Source organism: Xanthomonas sp. LF07-6 (assembly GCF_034105445.1).
Classification (GTDB): Bacteria; Pseudomonadota; Gammaproteobacteria; order Xanthomonadales; family Xanthomonadaceae; genus Xanthomonas_A; species Xanthomonas_A sontii.
Map to the genome: position 1 here is coordinate 273,260 of NZ_JAXGGI010000004.1, position 18,220 is coordinate 291,479.

At 70.5% G+C, this 18,220-nt stretch carries 18 protein-coding genes; 3 read left to right on the plus strand and 15 right to left on the minus strand.

Annotation, left to right across the window (positions count from 1 at the left end):
- Positions 1-25: 25 nt before the first annotated feature.
- From salA to SLW56_RS10215, 13 genes are all read right to left on the minus strand, one after another.
- Positions 26-1,312 (minus strand): salicylate 1-monooxygenase, encoded by a 1,287-nt coding sequence (gene salA, locus SLW56_RS10155; protein WP_152236510.1) that lies wholly within the window; start codon positions 1,310-1,312, stop codon positions 26-28.
- A 22-nt stretch (positions 1,313-1,334) separates the two neighbouring features.
- The gene (locus SLW56_RS10160) at positions 1,335-2,054 is read right to left on the minus strand and encodes an alpha/beta hydrolase (protein WP_017915018.1); all 720 of its coding nucleotides are present in this window, start codon (positions 2,052-2,054) and stop codon (positions 1,335-1,337) included.
- A gap of 19 nt (positions 2,055-2,073) precedes the next feature.
- On the minus strand, positions 2,074-3,267 hold the full coding sequence (locus SLW56_RS10165; RefSeq protein WP_017913079.1) for an outer membrane protein transport protein: 1,194 nt from the start codon (positions 3,265-3,267) through the stop codon (positions 2,074-2,076).
- 895 nt (positions 3,268-4,162) lie between these two features.
- Positions 4,163-5,290, minus strand: coding sequence for an NAD(P)-dependent alcohol dehydrogenase (locus SLW56_RS10170; RefSeq protein WP_017913080.1), 1,128 nt, complete (start codon positions 5,288-5,290; stop codon positions 4,163-4,165).
- 18 nt (positions 5,291-5,308) lie between these two features.
- Positions 5,309-6,772 carry a benzaldehyde dehydrogenase gene (locus tag SLW56_RS10175; RefSeq protein ID WP_267121429.1) on the minus strand — a complete coding sequence of 488 codons (1,464 nt, stop codon included), beginning with the start codon at positions 6,770-6,772 and terminating at the stop codon, positions 5,309-5,311.
- Between the two features lie 32 nt (positions 6,773-6,804).
- Positions 6,805-7,767: an alpha/beta hydrolase gene (locus SLW56_RS10180; RefSeq protein WP_152236512.1), complete on the minus strand. Its 963-nt coding sequence runs from the start codon at positions 7,765-7,767 to the stop codon at positions 6,805-6,807.
- A gap of 109 nt (positions 7,768-7,876) precedes the next feature.
- Positions 7,877-8,650 (minus strand): 1,6-dihydroxycyclohexa-2,4-diene-1-carboxylate dehydrogenase, encoded by a 774-nt coding sequence (locus SLW56_RS10185; protein ID WP_017908781.1) that lies wholly within the window; start codon positions 8,648-8,650, stop codon positions 7,877-7,879.
- Entirely contained in the window at positions 8,647-9,678 is a 1,032-nt protein-coding gene (benC, locus tag SLW56_RS10190; protein ID WP_043093402.1) for a benzoate 1,2-dioxygenase electron transfer component BenC, read from the minus strand. The genes SLW56_RS10185 and benC overlap by 4 nt, the downstream gene beginning before the upstream one ends.
- A gap of 26 nt (positions 9,679-9,704) precedes the next feature.
- Positions 9,705-10,193 carry a benzoate 1,2-dioxygenase small subunit gene (gene benB / locus SLW56_RS10195; protein WP_017908779.1) on the minus strand — a complete coding sequence of 163 codons (489 nt, stop codon included), beginning with the start codon at positions 10,191-10,193 and terminating at the stop codon, positions 9,705-9,707.
- Positions 10,190-11,545, minus strand: coding sequence for a Rieske 2Fe-2S domain-containing protein (locus SLW56_RS10200; protein ID WP_152236513.1), 1,356 nt, complete (start codon positions 11,543-11,545; stop codon positions 10,190-10,192). The genes benB and SLW56_RS10200 overlap by 4 nt, the downstream gene beginning before the upstream one ends.
- An 87-nt stretch (positions 11,546-11,632) precedes the next feature.
- Complete coding sequence (gene catA / locus SLW56_RS10205; protein WP_148828004.1) at positions 11,633-12,571, minus strand: catechol 1,2-dioxygenase; 939 nt, start codon at positions 12,569-12,571, stop codon at positions 11,633-11,635.
- A gap of 81 nt (positions 12,572-12,652) precedes the next feature.
- Positions 12,653-12,943 carry a muconolactone Delta-isomerase gene (gene catC, locus SLW56_RS10210; protein ID WP_170268170.1) on the minus strand — a complete coding sequence of 97 codons (291 nt, stop codon included), beginning with the start codon at positions 12,941-12,943 and terminating at the stop codon, positions 12,653-12,655.
- A gap of 2 nt (positions 12,944-12,945) precedes the next feature.
- Entirely contained in the window at positions 12,946-14,115 is a 1,170-nt protein-coding gene (locus SLW56_RS10215) for a muconate/chloromuconate family cycloisomerase (RefSeq protein WP_148828006.1), read from the minus strand.
- Between the two features lie 161 nt (positions 14,116-14,276).
- Between SLW56_RS10215 and SLW56_RS10220 the strand changes: the two genes are divergently transcribed.
- Entirely contained in the window at positions 14,277-15,206 is a 930-nt protein-coding gene (locus SLW56_RS10220) for a LysR family transcriptional regulator (RefSeq protein WP_017908774.1), read from the plus strand.
- A gap of 89 nt (positions 15,207-15,295) precedes the next feature.
- Positions 15,296-15,865 (plus strand): DUF1415 domain-containing protein, encoded by a 570-nt coding sequence (locus tag SLW56_RS10225; protein ID WP_267085765.1) that lies wholly within the window; start codon positions 15,296-15,298, stop codon positions 15,863-15,865.
- Positions 15,866-15,954: 89 nt separating this feature from the next.
- Here SLW56_RS10225 and SLW56_RS10230 read toward each other — a convergent pair whose 3' ends face one another.
- Together SLW56_RS10230 and SLW56_RS10235 are read right to left on the minus strand one after the other, a co-directional pair.
- Entirely contained in the window at positions 15,955-16,662 is a 708-nt protein-coding gene (locus tag SLW56_RS10230) for a pseudouridine synthase (RefSeq protein WP_267085766.1), read from the minus strand.
- On the minus strand, positions 16,659-17,729 hold the full coding sequence (locus SLW56_RS10235) for a methyltransferase (protein WP_267085767.1): 1,071 nt from the start codon (positions 17,727-17,729) through the stop codon (positions 16,659-16,661). The genes SLW56_RS10230 and SLW56_RS10235 overlap by 4 nt, the downstream gene beginning before the upstream one ends.
- A gap of 144 nt (positions 17,730-17,873) precedes the next feature.
- Between SLW56_RS10235 and SLW56_RS10240 the strand changes: the two genes are divergently transcribed.
- The gene (locus SLW56_RS10240; RefSeq protein WP_017908770.1) at positions 17,874-18,137 is read left to right on the plus strand and encodes a hypothetical protein; all 264 of its coding nucleotides are present in this window, start codon (positions 17,874-17,876) and stop codon (positions 18,135-18,137) included.
- The last annotated feature ends 83 nt before the right edge of the window (positions 18,138-18,220 follow it).

Sequence of the window (18,220 nt, forward strand, 5' to 3'; positions counted from 1 at the left end):
GGACGCCTAGCGCCGCAATTTCTTGCTAGGCACCCGCGGTGACGCCCGCGGCCAGCATTCTCCGCCCCTGCGCCACTTCGGCTTCCAGGTCGTGCGTCCAGATCCAGTCGAAGCGCTGCGCCAGCGTCTGCGCCAGCCGCGTATCGTCGGCGCCGGCCTGCGGATCGCGCAGTTCGTACAGCTCGCCGGCCTCGCGCGAGGTGCGCTGCACGCGGCAGGCGCGCGGCAGGCGCAGGCGCTCGTAGACCTGCAGCAGGGCCGGCAGATCGCCGCGCGTCAGGCCAGGCGTGGCCAGCAGTTGCGCCAGCAGATAGGCATCCTCCAGGCCCTGCCCGGCGCCGGCGCCCTGGTGCGGCAACATCGCGTGCGCGGCATCGCCGATCAGCGCCAGCCGCCCATGCACATAGCCGGGCAGCTCGGCCAGATCGTGCAGCGCCCAGTGCGTGGGCGTGTCGATGCACTCCAGCAGCGTACGCGCCGCCTCGCCCCAGTGCGCGAACGCCTCCAGCATCTCGCGGCGGCTGGCCTCGCGTACCCAGGCCTGGCCAGCGCGCCATTGCGGCGCCGGCTCGCTGCGGTCGGAGACGAAGGCAACCACGTTGATCAGCCTTCCCTGCTTCACCGGGAAGGTCAGGATGTGCGCGTCCAGGCCCAGCAACATCTGCGGCACGTCGACCAGGTGCGCGTCCACGCCGCGGGCGGCGAAAGCGGCACGCAGCCGCGCGGCGTCGATCAGGCCGCGATAGGCGCAGGTGCCGGTGAAACGCGGTTCGGCCGGTGCATGGCCGAGCGCACGCAGCACTTCGCCGCGCATGGCGGACTTGATGCCGTCGGCGGCGATCAGCACGTCGCCTTCGTACTGGCTGCCGTCGGCGAAGCGCACGCGCGCCACGTCGGCGTCCTGGTCCACGGCGACTGCGCGTTTGCCGAACCTGGCCAGCCCGAACGGCAGGCGGGTGGCCAACGCATCGAGGAAGTCGGCGCGGTGCACCGACGACTGGCCGACGCCGGGCGCCAGGGTCTGGCCCAGCAGCCGCGCGTCCTCGCCGCGGCGCCATTCGAACCAGACGTCCTGCCATGGGGCGGGGGTGCGGTCGGCGAGTTCGGCATAGGGCTCGCCCATGCCCAGGCCGGCCAGCGCGCGTACCGCATTGGGGCCGAACGAGACGCCGGCGCCGATTTCGCCGAAGGCCGGCGCCGATTCGAACAGTTGCACGTCGAGATGGCGGTGCCGGCACAGGCCCAGGGCCAGACCGACGCCGGCGATGCCGCCGCCGACGATGCCGATGCGCAGGGGGGATGCAGGATTCATCTGGAGTCTCCGGTGGGGAATGTCAGTCGCGGCCAGCCAGCAGGATTTTCTCGGCCAGCAGCGCAGGCGCGCTGAAACACACTTCGTGGCTGCCCGGCAGGCTGACCAGACGGTAACCGCCCAGGCGCGCGCTCAGCCGCGGATGCCAGCCGTACTCGCCCGGCGGCAGTGCCACATCGTCGGTGGCATAGAGCCAGCTGCGCGGGATCTGCAGCTCGTGGAAACGCTTGAGCGGTACCGCGTCGAAATGGCTGCGCGCGGGGGTCGGACTCAACTGCGCGTACGCCTGCTGCGCCTGCGCCAGGTCGGCGTCGCCGATGAAGCCGTCGCGCCAGATCGGAAACGGCAGCATGATGCCGCCGTCGGCATCGACCGCGTTCTTCCACAGCGCCTGATAGTGCGGCGGCAACAGATCGAACAGCGCCTCGCCGTCGCGCAGCACGAAGGCGTTGTGGAAGATCAGCCGCTTGCAGCGCTCCGGCTCCTCCTCGGCCAGGCGTTGCACGATGCTGCCGCCCCAGCTGTGGCCGAGCACGACCAGGTCGCGTAGGTCGTGGCGGCGCACGTAGTCCACCACCGAGGCCACGCAGTCGGCGTGCGAGACGCGCTTGTCGGCGCCCACGCCATGCCCGGCGATGGTCGGTGCGTGCACCTGCACGCCGTGCGCGCGCAGATGGGCGGCGACGCCGTCCCAGGCGTGGCCGTCGTGCCAGGAACCGTGCAGCAACAGATAGGTTTGCATGGGGTCGTCTCCGTGTGGCTCAGCGGAAGGTCCAGCCGAGGCCGAAAGTGAGATAGGTGAGGTCGCGGGTCCCGGCCTGCACGCCGCCGCTGGCGACCGAACCGCCCGGTGCGTGGGTGACGCTGCCGGTCAGCGACAGCTGCGGCGACAGCCGCCAGGTCGCGCCCAGCGCGTAGTGGCTGTACTGCGCCAGCGGCGCCAGCACGGCCAACTGCGCCTGGCTGTCGGGGATCAGGCGGCTGCCGCGGGAATAGCCGGCCCGCAGCGACCAGGCATCGTTGAGGCGGTAGTCGGCCCCCAGGCGGAACACGCGCTGGCTACGCCAGCCGAAGCCCGGACCGTTCGGATCGCCGAACGCGCCGCCCTCATCGACGCGATTGCCGTAGGAGCGCTCGCCGGCCCAGTCGATCCACAGCCAGTCGGCCGCCACGGTCAGCGCATCGCTGGCCTGCCAGGCCAGACCGACACCGGCCTGCTGCGGCATGTTCAGACGGCCTTCCGGCAGCAGCGCACGGTAGCGCTGCATCTGGCCGAAGCGGATGCGGCTGGACCAGGTGACGCCGGCGCTCAGGCGCGGCGCGAGCTGGCCGTACCAGCCCACGGCGACACCGTACCCGTAGGCCGCATCGGCCCCGGCCGACTGGAAGCCGACCCCCTCCAGGCCGGCGACGTGCAAGCGCTGGTAGGCCAGCCGCGGCGAGATGCCCAGGTACTGGTGCTCGCCCACGCGCCAGGCCAGGGTCGGCGCGAACACCACCTGCTGCAGCTTGGACAGGGTGTTGTGGCTGCCATACACCGGAGCGCCGTAGTCCAGCGCGACGCCGTGGCCGAACACCGACACCCCCAGGCTCAGGTCGTCGTTGAGTTGATGGTTGTAGCCGGCGGTGGGCACCGGAACCAGCGCATCGTCGCCGTAGCGGTTGGGGCCGACCTGCGCGCGCACCGGCGCCGCGATCAAGGTGAGGTCGGCGTCCATGCGGTCGCCGACCGCGCCCATGCCGGCCGGGTTGTTGGCGGACGCCGCCGCGTCCAGCGGCAACGCGATCGAGGTGCCGGCCAGGCCCTGGGTCTGCGCGCCGTAGCCGGGCAAGGCGACGCCGTTGTTGGCGGCGGCACCACCCGAAACCGCCGCCACGGTCCACAGCAGCGTGGTCCAGCGTGGCGTGCCCTGTCGTTGCGCCCTGCGGCGCATTGGATGTGCGAACTGCTGCATGATCGAGCCCTCCCTCCGAGCCGATGCGTGGGTGCGGCCGCCGACCGGCGGCACGCGGGGTCCGCACTGCCGTCGTGACGACCGGCAGCGCGGGATGTTGGAAACAGCACTCATCCTTTGTGCACGCGTCGGCCGACACGGCGACGCGGTACGACGCGAACGCAAGACCGTGCGCGCGACCGGTACGGACGCTCGCGACGATCAAAGCAGGAGACGACTGACCTCGGCGATGCATCCATGCGTCCGACACTGCCCCGCATCACACCAGGCGTCCAAGACCATGTCAGTCTCGTTTCATACCCTGCTGGTATGTTCATCGCGCGATGCGCGCTAGCACTGGATCTTCCGCGATGCAACATGCGCGTTCGATGGCGTGCATGCCGACGCAGCGGCAGCGTCGTCGCAGGCGCACGCCCGCATCGCTTGCGCAAACGCCAACGCCTGGACGCGCACGCACACGCGCTCTGCGCCGCCTCGGCAAGCTTGCGCATGCCAGTGTCTGCATGCCACTGGACACCCCGCGCGCCGCAGCGCGCAGACAGCCACGCACGCGCAGCGCAGCGGCGCGCGGCGCGCGGCGCTACACGGCACGGGCTTCATCGGGCGGCGGCGCGCCGCCATCGCACGCGCGCTGCGGCGGTGCGGTCCGGCAACGCAAGGTGGGCAACGCAGACACCGCTCAGGCGCTGCACTGCGGCGCAGCCTGGCACGCGCGCCGGCCTCCCGCGTCTCGGCCGAGGCAGGCAGGATGCCGGCGAACGCGCACGGCGAGGGCCCGATCAAAAAAACGGCACCGGCATCGCCCACGGCAGCGTGTGGCGACGTCGGTGCCGAGGCAGGCGCGACGCCTGCTGCGGGGACACGCGCGACGGCAGCGCCGTCGCCAGCGCAAGGCTCAGCTGGCCATGCGCAGGATCGGCTTGAGGGTGATGCCGCTGCTGCTGTCGGCGGCGGCCTGGTTGATGTCGCTCAACGGATAGAACTTCACCAGCTTGTCGAACGGGAAGCGGCCCTGCTGGTACAGCGTCACCAGTTGCGGAATGAACACCTGCGGCACGCTGTCGCCCTCGACGATGCCGCGGATGCTGCGTCCGCCCAGCAGCAGGTTGTTGACGTCGAAACCGGCCATGGTGCCGAGCTTGGGTGCGCCGACCACGCCGATCGTGCCCAGGCTGGCCAACGCTTCGATGCCCGCCTCCAGCAACTGCGGACGCCCGGTGGATTCGAGCGCGAAGTCGGCGCCGCCGCCGGTGATCGCGCGCACCGCTTCCACCAGATCGCCTTCGCGGTTGTCGATCACGTGCGTGGCGCCCAGTTCCTTGGCCAGCGCCAGCCGCGACGGCACCACGTCCACGGCGATGATGCAGGCGGCGCCGGCCACGTGCGCGGCCATCACCGCGCTGAGTCCGACCGCACCGGCGCCGATCGCCACGAAGCTGCTGCCAGGACGCACCTTCAGCGCATTGATCACCGCGCCGGCTCCGGTCTGGATGCCGCAGCCCAGCGGGCCGAGCAGTTCCAGCGGCGCCTCGCGCGACACCCTGATCGCATTGTTCTCGCGCGCCAGCGCATAGGTGGCGAACGAGGACTGGGCGAAGAAGTGGTCGTGCAGCGGCTGCCCGTGCAGATCCTCGATGGCGGTATGGCCATGCGCGTCGGCACCGCCGAAGTTGCGCGGGAAGAACTCCTGGCAATACGCGGCATGCCCGCCATCGCAGGGATTGCAGTGGCCGCAGGCGCCATAGGTGAGCACCACGTGGTCGCCGACCTGCAGGCTCTTGACGTTGGGACCCAGCGCTTCGACCACGCCGGCGCCCTCATGGCCGAGCACCGCCGGCAGCGGCACCGGATAGTACTGATCGCGCACGATCAGGTCGGTGTGGCACAGGCCGGTGGCCACCACCCGCACCAGCACCTCGTCGTCCTGCGGCGCGCGGATGCGCGCCTGCTCGATGGTGAAGGGCTGTTGCGGCGCGTGCGCGACCGCCACGGTGATCTCGCGCTTATCGGTTGCTGCGTTCATCGCACTGTCTCCTGGGGTTCAAAGCGGATAGGCGGGCGCTGCGCCCTTGACGGTCAACCACTGCCACTGGGTGAACTCTTCCAGGTTCGCCGGGCCGCCGATGCTGCTGCCGTTGCCGGAGGCGCCGACGCCGCCGAACGGATTGACCACCTCGTCGTTGACGGTCTGGTCGTTGATGTGCAGCAGGCCGGTGCGCAACTGCTCGCCCAGCGCCATTGCGCGGCCGACGTCGGCCGACAGCACCGCCATCGACAGCCCGTACTCGGTGTCGTTGGCCAGGGCGGCGGCCTCGGCATCGGTGTCGAATGGCACCACCACCGCCACCGGAGCGAAGATCTCCTCGCGGAAGGCCGGGTTGTCGGGGGTGACGTCGCTGAGCACGGTGGGCTCGAAGAACAGGTCGCGGTAGCCGCCGCCGGCGGCGACGGTGGCACCGGCCTCGCGCGCGGCCGCGACCAGGCGCGCGGCGTGATCGCGCTGGGTCGCATCGATCAACGGGCCGAGCGCGACCTCGCCGCTGGCCGGGTCGCCGACGCTCAGGCTCCTGGCCTTGGCCGCCAGCCGCTCGACGAACTGCGGGTAGAGTGCGCGCTGCACCAGCACGCGGCCGGCGGACATGCAGATCTGGCCCTGGTGCAGATACGCGCCCCAGGCGGTGTTGGCGATCGCCAGATCCAGGTCGGCATCGTCGAGCACGATCAGCGAGTTCTTGCCGCCCAGCTCCAGCGACACCTTCTTCAGATGACGGCTGGCCGCCTCGCCGACCTTGCGCCCGGCCGCGGTGGAACCGGTGAACTGGATCATCGCCACGTGCGGATCGGCGGTCAGTGCGGCGCCGGCGCCGCCATCGCCGGGCAGCACGTGCAGCACGCCGGCCGGCAGGCCGGCCAGTTCGAACAGCCGCGCGATGACCGCGCCGCCGCAGATCGCGGTGCGCGGATCGGGCTTGAGCACCACCGCGTTGCCCAGCGCCAGCGCCGGCGCCACCGCGCGCATGGCCAGGTACAGCGGGAAATTGAACGGCGCGATGACGCCAACCACGCCCAGCGGACGGCGCCGCGCCAGACTCAGGCGCCCCGCCGCGGAGGGCAGCACCTCGCCGGCGCTGCGCGACGGCAGCGCCGCCGCTTCGTGCAGGGCGGTGGCGCACAGGGCCGCTTCGAAGCCGGCCTTGCCTTGGGTGGAACCGCTCTCGCGCACCAGCCAATCGGCGATCTCCTGCTGGAACCGCTCGGCCAGTTGCGCGGCCTGGCGCAGTACCTGCGCGCGTTGCGCATACGGCGCCGCGGCCCAGCCGCGTTGCGCCTGCGCAGCGGCGGCGGCCGAGACCGCGACCTGCGCCGGGCCAGCCAGGCCGACGCGGCCGAGCTGCTCTCCGCTGGCCGGCGCGATCGCCTCCGCGCTCTCGGTGGCGGCCTGCCACTGACCGGTGAAAAGCGCTCCGTGCCAGAAATCGTGCTGCAGCAAAAGCGTATCGTTCATGCGGGTGTTCTCCTGGGAATCGGGGTTGCCGGTCATGCCAGTCGCGCGCTCAGGAAGGCGGCGGCATGTTCGATGGCGCGCACGGCGGCCGGCAGCACGCCGGCCATTTCGACGAAGCCGTGCACCATGCCCGGCAGTTCGACGTACTCCACCGCCACCCCGGCCGTGCGCAGGGCATCGGCGTAGTGGCGGCCGTCGTCGCGCAGCACGTCGCAGGCGGCGGTGTAGATCAAGGCCGGTGGCAGTCCGCGCAGATCGGCCGCGCGCAGCGGCGACAGCCGGCTGTCGCTGGGGTCGTACTCGGCCACGAACGGCGCCGACATCGCCTGCATCACCGCCAGCGTCAGCGGCGGCACATGCGCGTTCTCGTGGCGCGCCGCAAAGTCCTGCGATGCCGGCGACAGATCCGTACTCGGATAGAACAGCGCCTGCGCGCGCAGCGCCACCGCACTGCCGCGCAACTGCTGACAGGCCACCGCCGCCAGACTGCCGCCGGCGCTGTCGCCGGCCACGGCCAGGCGGCCGGCATCCAGGCCCAGCTCGCCGGCGTGCGCCGCCAGCCAGGCGATCGCCGCGACCACGTCCTGCGGGCCGGCCGGGGCCGGATGTTCCGGCGCCAGCCGGTAGTCCACCGCCACCACCGCGCACGCGGCCGCCTGCGCCAGGCGCCGGCAGACCGGATCGTGGGTGTCCAGATCGCCGGCACTCCAGCCGCCGCCGTGCAGATAGACGATGGCCGCGGTGGCCTGCGGCGCGCTGACCGGCCGATACAGGCGCAGCGGGATCGGACCGGCCGGCCCCGTGGCGATCAGCGCACGGACCTCGGCCACCGGCAACGGCGTGCCGCCGAGCAGCGCGCCGATCTGACCGTAGGCCTGGCGCAGCTGCGGGATCGGCAGGGTCTCCAGCGGGGGCGCGCCGCTGGCGGCCATGCCTTGCAACACCGCCAGCACGTCCGGCGCCAGCCGCGAAGGGTCGAAGAGAGGGGACTGCATGGCGTTCGCTCCAGGAAAGGACAGAGGTGAGGACACGGGGGTCAGTGGGCGCCGCCGGTGCGTGGCGACAGGCCGCGGCGACGCGCGCACGGCGGGCCGGGCGTGTGGATCATCCCTGGTCGCCGCCGCCCACCGGCAGCACCGTCCCGGTGATGTAGGAAGCCTCGTCCGAGGCCAGGAACAGGATCGCCGCGGCCTGCTCGTCGAGCGTGCCGTAGCGTTTCATCAGGCTCGATTCCACGGTCTGCGCGACGATCTGCTGATACCAGGCCTGCGCCTGCGCGCTCTGCGCATCGGCATTGCGCGGCACCCGCCGCGGCGGCGCCTCGGTACCGCCCGGGGCGACCGCGTTGACGCGGATGCCATGCGCGGCGTGCTCGAACGCCAGGCACGCGGTCAGCGCGTTGACCCCGCCTTTGGCCGCGCCGTACGGCACGCGATGGATGCTGCGGGTGGCGATGGAGGAGACGTTGACGATCGCCCCACCGCCCTGCGCGATCATGTACGGCAGCGCCGCGCGGCATCCCCACAGCGCCGGGAACAACGAGCGCCGCACCTCGGCCTCGATCTGCGCCGGGGTGTATTCCTGGTACGGCTGCGCCCAGATGGTGCCGCCGACGTTGTTCACCAGCACGTCGATGCGGCCCATCTGCGCCTGCGCGAACTGCATCGCCCGCGCGTTCTCCTCGTAGTGTTCCAGGTCGGCCACCAGCGTGGCGACTTCGGCCGGCGCCAGTGCCTGGGACAGTTCGGCGACATGGGCGGCGCGGTCCACCAGCACCAGCCGTGCGCCCTCGGCGGCGGCACGCTCGGCCACGCGCAGGCCGATGCCCTGCGCCGCGCCGGTGACCACCACCACCTTGCCGGCGAAACGCGCGCTCATGCGGCCCGTTCCTGCACCGGCGCCACGGCGCTGGGGGTGAACTTCTCGTAGTGGAAGGCGGCCGGAACCAGCCCGATGCCGGAAAAATGCGTGCGCACCGCTTCGACCATCGGCGGCGGTCCGCACAGGTACACGTCCACGTCGCCGCCGTGCAGGGCGTGCGCAGGCAGGTGCTCGGTGACGTAGCCGGTGCGCGGATGCGCCGCCGCCGGATCGACCACGCAGGTATCGAACGTGAACCAGTCGGCCTGCTCGGCCAGCGCCTGCAGGCGCTCCAGCAGCACCAGGTCGGCGCCGCGGGTCACGCCGTACATCAGATGCACCGGATGCGCGCAGCCGCTGGCCTGCAATTGCGCCAGCATCGACAGGAACGGCGCCAGGCCGGTGCCGCCGGCCAGCAACAGCAGCGGCCGGGTGATCTCGCGCAGGTAGAAGCTGCCCAGCGGGCCGTTGAGGTCCAGGACCTGTCCCGGCGTGGCCGCGTCCAGGTAGGCGCTCATCAGGCCGCCGGGGACGCGCCGGATCAGGAAGGTCAGCGTGGACGCACCCGGCGCGGAACTGAAGGAATACGCGCGCAACTGGCCGCTGCCGGGCACGGCGATGTTGACGTACTGGCCGGGCAGGAAGGCCGGCGCCGGGCCGATCGTCTCCAGGGTCAGTTCCAGCGCGGCGTCGGCATGCGCGACCACCGCCGCCACCGTGGCCTGGAAGTGCACGCTCCCGGTCTTGCAGGCGAGCGAGGTCGCCGGCACCGCCACGGCGCAGTCCGACTGCGGCCGCATCTGGCAGGTCAGGACCATGCCGGCGGCGGCTTCATCGGCGCTGAGCGCGTCCTCGATGTAGTCCTCGCCCAGATCGTAGCGCCCACGTTCGGCGCGGCACTTGCAGGTGCCGCACACGCCGTCGGCGCAATCCATCGGCAGGTTGATGCGCTGGCGGAAGGCGGCGTCGAGCACCGTCTCGCCGTCGTTGCAGTCGATGAAGCGGGTGATGCCGTCTTCGAAATTCAGCGCGATGCGATAGGACATGGCGGTTGCTCGCAGGTGCGTGCCGATCAGACGTGGTAGACGTCGACGACCTGGCGGATGTAATCGTTCTTCAGCACGATGGTCTTGCGCGCGATGCGCAGCGCGTCGTCCTGCCGGCGCAGGGTCAGCGTCACCGTGCCGAAGAATTGGTCGGTGACCTTGTAGCGATGGCTGAGCGTGTGGAAATTGTGCCGCACCTCGATGTCCTGCCCGTGCTCGGACAGCACCTCGATGTTGCTCAGGTTGTGGCTGGTGCGCGGCTCCGGCGTGGAGGCGCCGGAGCGCTCGGTCTTGATCCGGAACACGCGGTCTTCCAGCCCGGAGCGATCGGCGTAGTAGATCAGCGAGATCTGCGACTGCGGATCGTCGGTGAGGCGGTCGTCGTCGTCCCAGGCCGGCATCCAGTACACCGCGTCCTCGGCGTACAGGGTCAGCCACTCGTCCCACTGGCGGTCGTCGAGCAGGCGCGCCTCGCGGTACAGGAAGGCGCAGATGGTCTGGTAGTCGGTGCTCATGCCGTACCCTCGCGTTCGCGTGCGATCGCCTCGCGCATCGCCTCCGCCCAGTACGCGTGCTGGCGCACGAACAGGCCTTCGTCCTCGCTGCGCTCGCCCGACAGCAGCGGCGCCAGTCCCATCCGCCGCGCATTCTCGTCGGGGCCGTCGATCCACAACGGCGCGCCGCGGCTGAGATCGTTCCACGGCGCCGCGCCGGCGGCGTAGCCGGCCTGGCACGCGCGGAACTCCTCCAGGTCGTCGGCGGTGCCCATCCCCGAGACGTTGAAGAAATCCTCGTACTGGCGGATGCGCAGCGCACGGTCGCGCGCGCTTTCGCCCTTGGGCGCGAAGCAGAAGATGCTGACCTCGGTCTTGTCCACGTCCAGCGGCCTGACCACGCGGATCTGCGTGGAGAACTGGTCCATCAGGAACAGGTTCGGATACAGACACAGGTTGCGCGTCTGCTCGACGATGAACGCGGCGCGGTCGGCGCCCAGGCGCTGCGCCAGTTCCTCGCGCTGCGCGTACACCGGGCGCACTTCCGGGTTCATGGTCTTGGTCCACAGCAGGATGTGGCCGTTCTCGAAGCCGTACACGCCGGCGACGCTCTTGCTCCAGCTGCCGGCATCGACCGCCGGGGTGCCTTCCTGCTTGCGCCGGCTCATGGTGGCGGCGTAATTCCAGTGCACGGTGCTGACGTGGTAGCCGTCGCAGCCGTTCTCCATCTGCAGCTTCCAGTTGCCGTCGTAGACATAGGACGAGTTGCCGCGCAGCACTTCCAGCCCCTGCGGCGCCTGATCGACGATCTGGTCGATGATGATCCGGGTCTGCCCCAGGAACTCGTGCAGTGGCGCCACGTCCTCGCGCAGGCTGCCGAACAGGAAGCCGCGGTAGCTCTCGAAGCGCGGCACGCGCTTGAGATCGTGGCTGCCGTCCTGGCCGAACTGCGGCGGGTACTGGGTGGTCTTCTCGTCCTTGACCTTGAGCAGCTTGCCGGTATTGGAGAAGGTCCAGCCATGGAACGGACAGGTGAAGCTGCCCTTGTTGCCGTGCTTGCGCCGGCACAGCATCGCGCCGCGATGCGCGCAGGCGTTGATGACCGCGTGCAGTTCGCCGTGCTTGTCGCGGGTGATCACCACCGGCTGACGGCCGATGTAGGTGCTGTAGTAGTCGTTCGGCGCGGGGATCTGGCTCTCGTGCGCCAGATAGATCCAGTTGCCCTCGAAGATGTGCTTCATCTCCAGCTCGAACAGGTCGGCGTTGGTGAAGATGTCGCGGCGGCAGCGGAACCTGCCTTCGGCATGGTCGTCCTGCACGGCGCTGGCGAGCAGGTCGTCGAGCGCGGTCGCTTTGTCGATGACGGCGGACATGTGGCGTTGTCTCCTGGGGGAAGGCGGCGGCCGTGCGCGGCGGCAGGCCGCCGCGACGACGACGGACGCGGTTGGCGCAGCAGACGCCTAGGCGGCGGCGCGCCGGCGCAGCGGGTTGGCCTGGTTGTCGACGCCGTCGACAAGCGCGGTGAGGCGGAAGTCGAAATGGATCTCGGCGAACGGACCGTCCACGCCATTGGCGGCGATGCTGGCCGCGTCGCTGTGCTCGACGATCGCCGGCACCAGGCCGTCACGGGTGGCGTAGGCGAAGTCGTCGTTGACCAGCGGGTCGCCGGCGATGTTGATCTGCGTGGTCAGCTTGCGGTGGCCGTCGGCGCCGACGAAGAAGTGGATGTGCGCCGGACGCTGGCCATGGCGGCCGAGCGCGAACAGCAGGCGTTCGGTCGGGCTGCCCGGCGGCACGCCGTAGCCCTTGGGCACGATGCTCTGGAAACGGTACTGGCCGTTGTCGTCGGCGACGATGGTGCGGCGCATGTTGAACGGCGCCTGCTTGCCGGTGGGATCGAAGTGCGAATAGAAACCGCGCGTGTCGCAGTGCCACACCTCCACCGTGGCGCCGGGCAGCGGGCGGCCGTCGGCGGCGTACACGGTGCCGTGCATGATCAGGGTATGGCCGTTTTCGTCGCTGCCGTCGTCGAGCCGGGCGAAGCCGTGCGCCACCGGCGCACCGGCCACGTACAGCGGCCCTTCGATGGTGCGCGGGGTCGGATTGTCGATGCCCAGTTCGGCGTCGATGGCGTCCAGGCGCAGGTCCAGGAAGTGGTCAACGCCCAGCCCGGGCGAGATCAGCCCGGCCTGACCGGCCGCACCCAGGTCGTTGAGCCAGGCGACGGCGGTCCAGTATTCGTCGGGGGTGACGTTCAGGTCGTCGATGGCCTTGAACAGGTCCGACAACAACCGGTGCATGATCTGCTTCGCCCGTGCGTCGCCGCCGGCCTGGTCCAAACCGCAGACCGACCGCAGAAATGCCTGCACGTTCGCAGTCTCGAAAATCTTGACGCTCATCGTATGGTCCCTTCTTTGCTCATGGTGGCGTTGGCTGCCTTGAGACGTTCCCCTCCCCAGGGAAGCGTCGTTGCTTCGGTTCTAGCGATCGTCCTCGTACAGCGAGGACGGGTGCCGGCACAGCGGCGTGACGGCGATACGCATGTAGGGAAACAGCGGCAGCGACAGCAGCAGGGCGTGCAACTGGGTGTTGTCGGCCACGTCGAAGATGCTGACGTTGGCGTATTGCCCGACCACCCGCCAGATGTGCCGCCACTGGCCGCTGCGCTGCAGTTCCTGGAAACGCGCCTTTTCCTGCGCCTTGAGTTGCTCGGCGCGCTCGGGCGGCATGTCGCCGGGCAGGTTCACTTCCATGGTCACGTGGAACAGCATGGTCATGGCTCCTGGCTGGGCGCGACCGGCACCGCCACGCGGCGGCGGTCGCGACGGAAGGCATCCACCCGCGCCTCGTCCAGGGCGATGCCCAGGCCCGGCGCGCGCGGTACGTGCAGATGGAAATCCTCGTAGCGCAGCGGCTCGGCGAGGATCTCTTCGGTCAGCAGCAGCGGCCCGAACAGTTCGGTGCCCCACTGCAGATGGGGGAAGGTGGCGAAGACATGGGCCGAGGCGATGCTGCCGATCGCCCCTTCCAGCATCGTGCCGCCGTACAGGCCGATGCCGGCGGCATCGGCGATCGCGGCGACCTTCTGCGCGGCGAACAGGCCGCCGGATTGTTCGATCTTCACCGCGAACACGTCGGCGGCGCCCTGCTGGGCGGCCTGGAAGGCGCTGTCCGGGCCGTTGAGCATCTCATCTGCCATCAGCGCGATCGGGAAGCGCCGCATCAGCCGCCGCATCGCCGCCAGCGACGCCACCGGCTGTTCGACCAGTTCGCAGCCGGCGTCGGCCAGCGCCGGCAGCGCGCGCACCGCCTCGGTCTCGCTCCAGGCCATGTTGACGTCCACCCGCACCGCGCCGCGCGCCCCCAACGCGCGCTTGATCGCCGCCACGTGGGCCACGTCCTCGGCGACGCTGCGCGTGCCGATCTTCAGCTTGAACACGTTGTGCCGGCGCTCGGCGAGCATGCGTTCGGCCTCGGCGATGTCGCGTTCGGTGTCGCCGGAGGCCAGCGTCCACGCCACCGGCAGGCGATCGCGCAGGCGCCCGCCCAGCAGCTCGGACACCGGCAGGCCGAGCCGCTGGCCGTGGGCGTCGAGCAGCGCGGTCTCGATCGCGCACTTGGCGAAATGGTTGCCCTTGACCAGGCCGCCGATCCGCTGCATCAGCGCCTGCACCGCGCAGGCATCGGCCCCGACCAGCAGCGGCGCGATGTAGCGGTCGATCGTCAACTGCATGCCTTCCGGGCTCTCCGCGCCGTAGGCCAGACCGGCGATCGTGGTGCCCTCGCCCAGCCCGACCACGCCGTCGCTGCAATGCAGGCGCACCAGCATCAGGGTCTGCCCGCGCATCGTCGCCATCGACAGGCGATGCGGGCGGATCGTGGGCAGGTCGAGCAGCAGCGTCTCGACGCGTTCGACGGTGGCGGTGGTGGGGTGCGGTGACATGGCGCCGATTCTTGGCCCGGCACGGCACTGCCGTCCAAGACTGAATGCAGCACCATTTCATACCCTGAAGATATAGTATGGCGGGAAACCTAGACGTTCATGATTTGCTGCAGCACAGCATACTTTGAATGTCATGTAACTTTCCGCCACAGCGAGCGTCTATGGATCTGCGTCAACTCCGCTACTTCGTGGCCGTCGCCCGCGAACGCAACTTCACCCGTGCCGCAGAAATCCTGCATATCGCGCAACCGCCGCTGAGCCGGCAGATCCAGCAGATCGAACAGCAACTGGGCGTGCCGCTGCTGGTGCGGCGCAGCCGCCCGCTGCGTCTCACCGACGCCGGACGGCTGTTCTACGAGGAAGCGCTGCAGGTGCTGGGCCGGGTCGAGCAGATGACCGAGGCCGCGCGCCGGCTCGGCCGCAGCGAGCGCCGCGTGGCCTCGATCGGCTTCGTCGCCTCCACCCTGTACGGCGGTCTGCCCACGGTGGTGCGGCGCCTGCGCCAGGCGCGACCGGACCTGGAAGTGCGCCTGGTCGAGCTGATGTCCAGCCAGCAGGTGGAAGCGCTGAAGGAAGGCCGCATCGACCTGGGCTTCGGCCGCGTGCGCAGCAGCGACCAGCATGTCGAACGCCTGGTCCTGCGCGAGGAGCGCCTGGTCGCGGCGATCCCGATGGAACACCCGCTGGCCGCGGAGGACGCGCCGCTGCCGCCGGCGGCGCTGGCCGGGCAACGGCTGCTGCTCTATCCCAGCCATCCGCGCCCCAGCTTCGCCGATCAGGTGCTGTCGCTGCTGCAGGATCACGGCGCGCATCCCAGCGAACTGCAGGAGGTGCGCGAGCTGCAGACCGCGCTGGGCCTGGTCGCGGCCGAGAGCGGGATCTGCCTGATCCCGGCCTCGGCGCGGTCGATGCGCAGCGACCTGCATTACCGCCTGATCGACGACGAACACGCCACCTCGCCGATCATCATGAGTTATCGCCGCAACGACGACTCCGGCCTGGTGGAACTGACCAAGCAACTGATCCGCGAGATGTATGCCGAGCATCCGCCGTGGCTGGACGTGTCCTACAACCGCTGGAACGCACCGTAACCCCGGCCACCGGCGCCTATCCGGCATACACTGGCCGCCGCGCGCGGCCCCGTGCCCACGCGCGCCGCCCCTTCGCCGCCGCCGACGCCATGCCTCCCACCTCGCTTGCCCCCGCCTCCGACGACCCGATCGCCCTGACCCGCCGATGGCTGGAGCGCGCGGTGATCGGGCTGAACCTGTGTCCGTTCGCCAAGGCGGTGTACGTCAAGCAGCAGGTGCGTTTCGTGCTCAGCGATGCGAGTACGCCCGAGGCACTGCTCGAACAGCTGGCCGAGGAACTGGTGCTGCTGCGCGACACCCCGGCCGAGCAGATCGACACCACGTTGATCGTGCATCCGGACGTGCTGCAGGACTTCCTGGACTACAACGACTTCCTCGACAACGCCGACGCCGCGGTCGAGGCGCTGGACCTGCACGGCATCCTGCAGGTGGCCAGCTTCCATCCGCAGTACCAGTTCGCCGGCACCGCGGCGGACGACATCGGCAACTACACCAACCGCGCGCCCTACCCGACCCTGCACCTGCTGCGCGAGGACAGCGTGGAGCGCGCGGTGGCCGCGTTCCCCGACGCCGACGTGATCGTCGAACGCAATCTGCAGACCCTGGAGACGCTGGGGCTTGAGGGATGGAAGCGGGCGGTTGGGGAGCGGGATTCGTGATTTGGGATTCGGGATTCGGGATTCGTAGAAGCGGGATTTGCGACGGTGCGTGGCGCCACGCGCTTTTGCCAATCCCCAATCCCGACTCCCTAATCCCGGCCCTCGAACAGCACCGCCACGTCCGCCGCCTCCAGCACCCGCCACTGCTCCGAGGGCAGATCGTCCAGGCCGAAGCCGCCGATGCGGCTGCGGTGCAGCGCGGCCACGTGGTTGCCGACGGCGGCGAACATGCGCCGCACCTGGTGGTAGCGGCCTTCGTGCAGGGCCATGCGCACCTGGCGCGGTCCCAGCGTCTCCAGTTGCACCGGCAGCAGCGGCGTGGTCTCGCCGTCGAGCATCAGCGTGCCGCTGGCGAACTGCGCGGCCTCGTCGCCGCGCAGGTCCTCGGCCAGGGTGGCCTCGTAGACCTTGGCCAACCGCGCCTTGGGCGAGACGATGCGATGCAGCAGCGCACCGTCGTCGGTCATCAGCAGCAGACCGCTGGTGTCGCGGTCCAGCCGCCCCACCGTGGACAGCAGCGGCGAGCGCAGGCGGAAGCGCGGCGGCAGCAGGTCGTAGACGATGCGTCCCGGATCCTTGGTCGAGCAGGTGTAGCCGACCGGCTTGTGCAGCGCCAGGATCAGCCCGGGCGGCGGGTCCAGCGGCTCGCCGTCGACGCGGATCGTGGCGTGCGGCACTTGGTCGTCGGCATACAGCACCTCGCCCTCGGCGTCGGTGATGCGGCCCTCGCGGAACATCAGCGCCACCTGCTTGCGGCTGCCGTAGCCCAGGTTGGCCAGGTGCTTGACCAGTTTCATCGGCGCGCTCCGGCGCGGCTGCGCACCGCGTGGATCAGCTTGAAGCCGTCGCGGGTGGCGAGTACCTCGGTCTCCCCGAAGCTGGCGTCGAGCACCGCCTCGTAGGGCAAATGCCGGTTGGCGACCAGGAACAGCCGCCCGCCGGGCGCCAGCGCCTGCGCCGCCACCGCGATGAAGCGCCGGCCGATGTCCGGCCGCTCCATCCGCCCCGGCGCATGGAACGGCGGATTGCTGACGATGACGTCGTACTGCCCCGGCAGTCCGGTGGTCACGTCGTGCCAGTGGAAACCCAGCGTCGGGACGGCCGGTGCCTGCGCCAGATTCGCGCGCGCCAGCGCCAGCGCGCGCGCGTCGGCCTCGAACAGATCCAGCGCGATCAGTTGCGGGCAGCGCGCCAGCAGTTCGGCCGACAGGTAGCCGTAGCCGGCGCCGAGATCGGCGGCACGGCCGCGCAGATCGGCGGGCAGGTGCTCGGCCAGCAGCGCCGAGGCCGGGTCGATGCGATCCCAGGCGAACACGCCCGGGCGGCTGCGGAAGCGACCGTCGAGAATCGGCCGCACCGCATCCAGCGTCGCCCAGCGCTGCTGCAGCGCGGCGTCGTGGCCGCCCTGCAACGGCGCGGTCCAGTACACCCGGCAGTGGTGCTTGGTCAGCTTGCCGCCGAGGCCGGCCAATTGCTGCAGGTCGTCCTCGCCGGAGCGCGCCCCCTCGTTGTTGGCCTGGCAGGCCACCACCATGCCGCCCGGCGCGGCCAGCGCCACGGCGCGCGCCAGCAGCGCCCGCGCTTCCTCGCGCTGGCGCGGCGGCAGCACCAGTACCAGCGCGTAGCCGCCGGCGTCGGCGGCGCCGTCCTGCTCGGCACGCACGGTCCAGCCGCCCTGCTGCAGCGCGCTGGCGAACGGCCGGTAGTCCTGCTCGCAGACCAGTTGCGGCGGCTGCGCGTGCTGGCGCAGCGCCCAGCCGTCGCGGGCGCGCAGGAACAGCACCTTGCCGGCAGGCCAGCGCAGCACGCCCTGGGCGAACGGCAGGAACAGGGTGTCGAGGGGGGCGTCTTGCGCAGCCGGCATCGGGCGTGAGTCATCGGAACAGGGACGCGCATTCTACCGGCAGTGCGCGGCGACCCCGGTTTTGCGCGAATCCAACGCATCATTGATGTTTCGGCAACATCGCCGCGCCTAGGCTGCAAGGCACCCAATGACCGGAGAGGCAGCATGCGCGCAGTGTTCATCGGCGGCGTCGTCGACAACAGCGAAGTGGACCTGGATGGCAGCCAGCCGCCGTTGCACTACCCGGAGAACACCGGCACCGGCCGTCCGCGCTACCGCCTGCACCAGCGCGGCGCACGCGACGATGGCAGCGTGGTCTATGCCGTCTACGCCGCCCCGGAACTGGGCGACACCGAGGTGGAGCGCGTCTTCAACGAACGCGGCTATGCCCGCCGCTTCGGTGTGGAACCGGCGCCTGTGGAGCACTGACGCCGGGCTTTCGGCTCGGCCAATCAAACATGCAGGAGCGGCGTCGGCCGCGACCGGGCCTCGCCAGGCGCCAACCCCTCTCC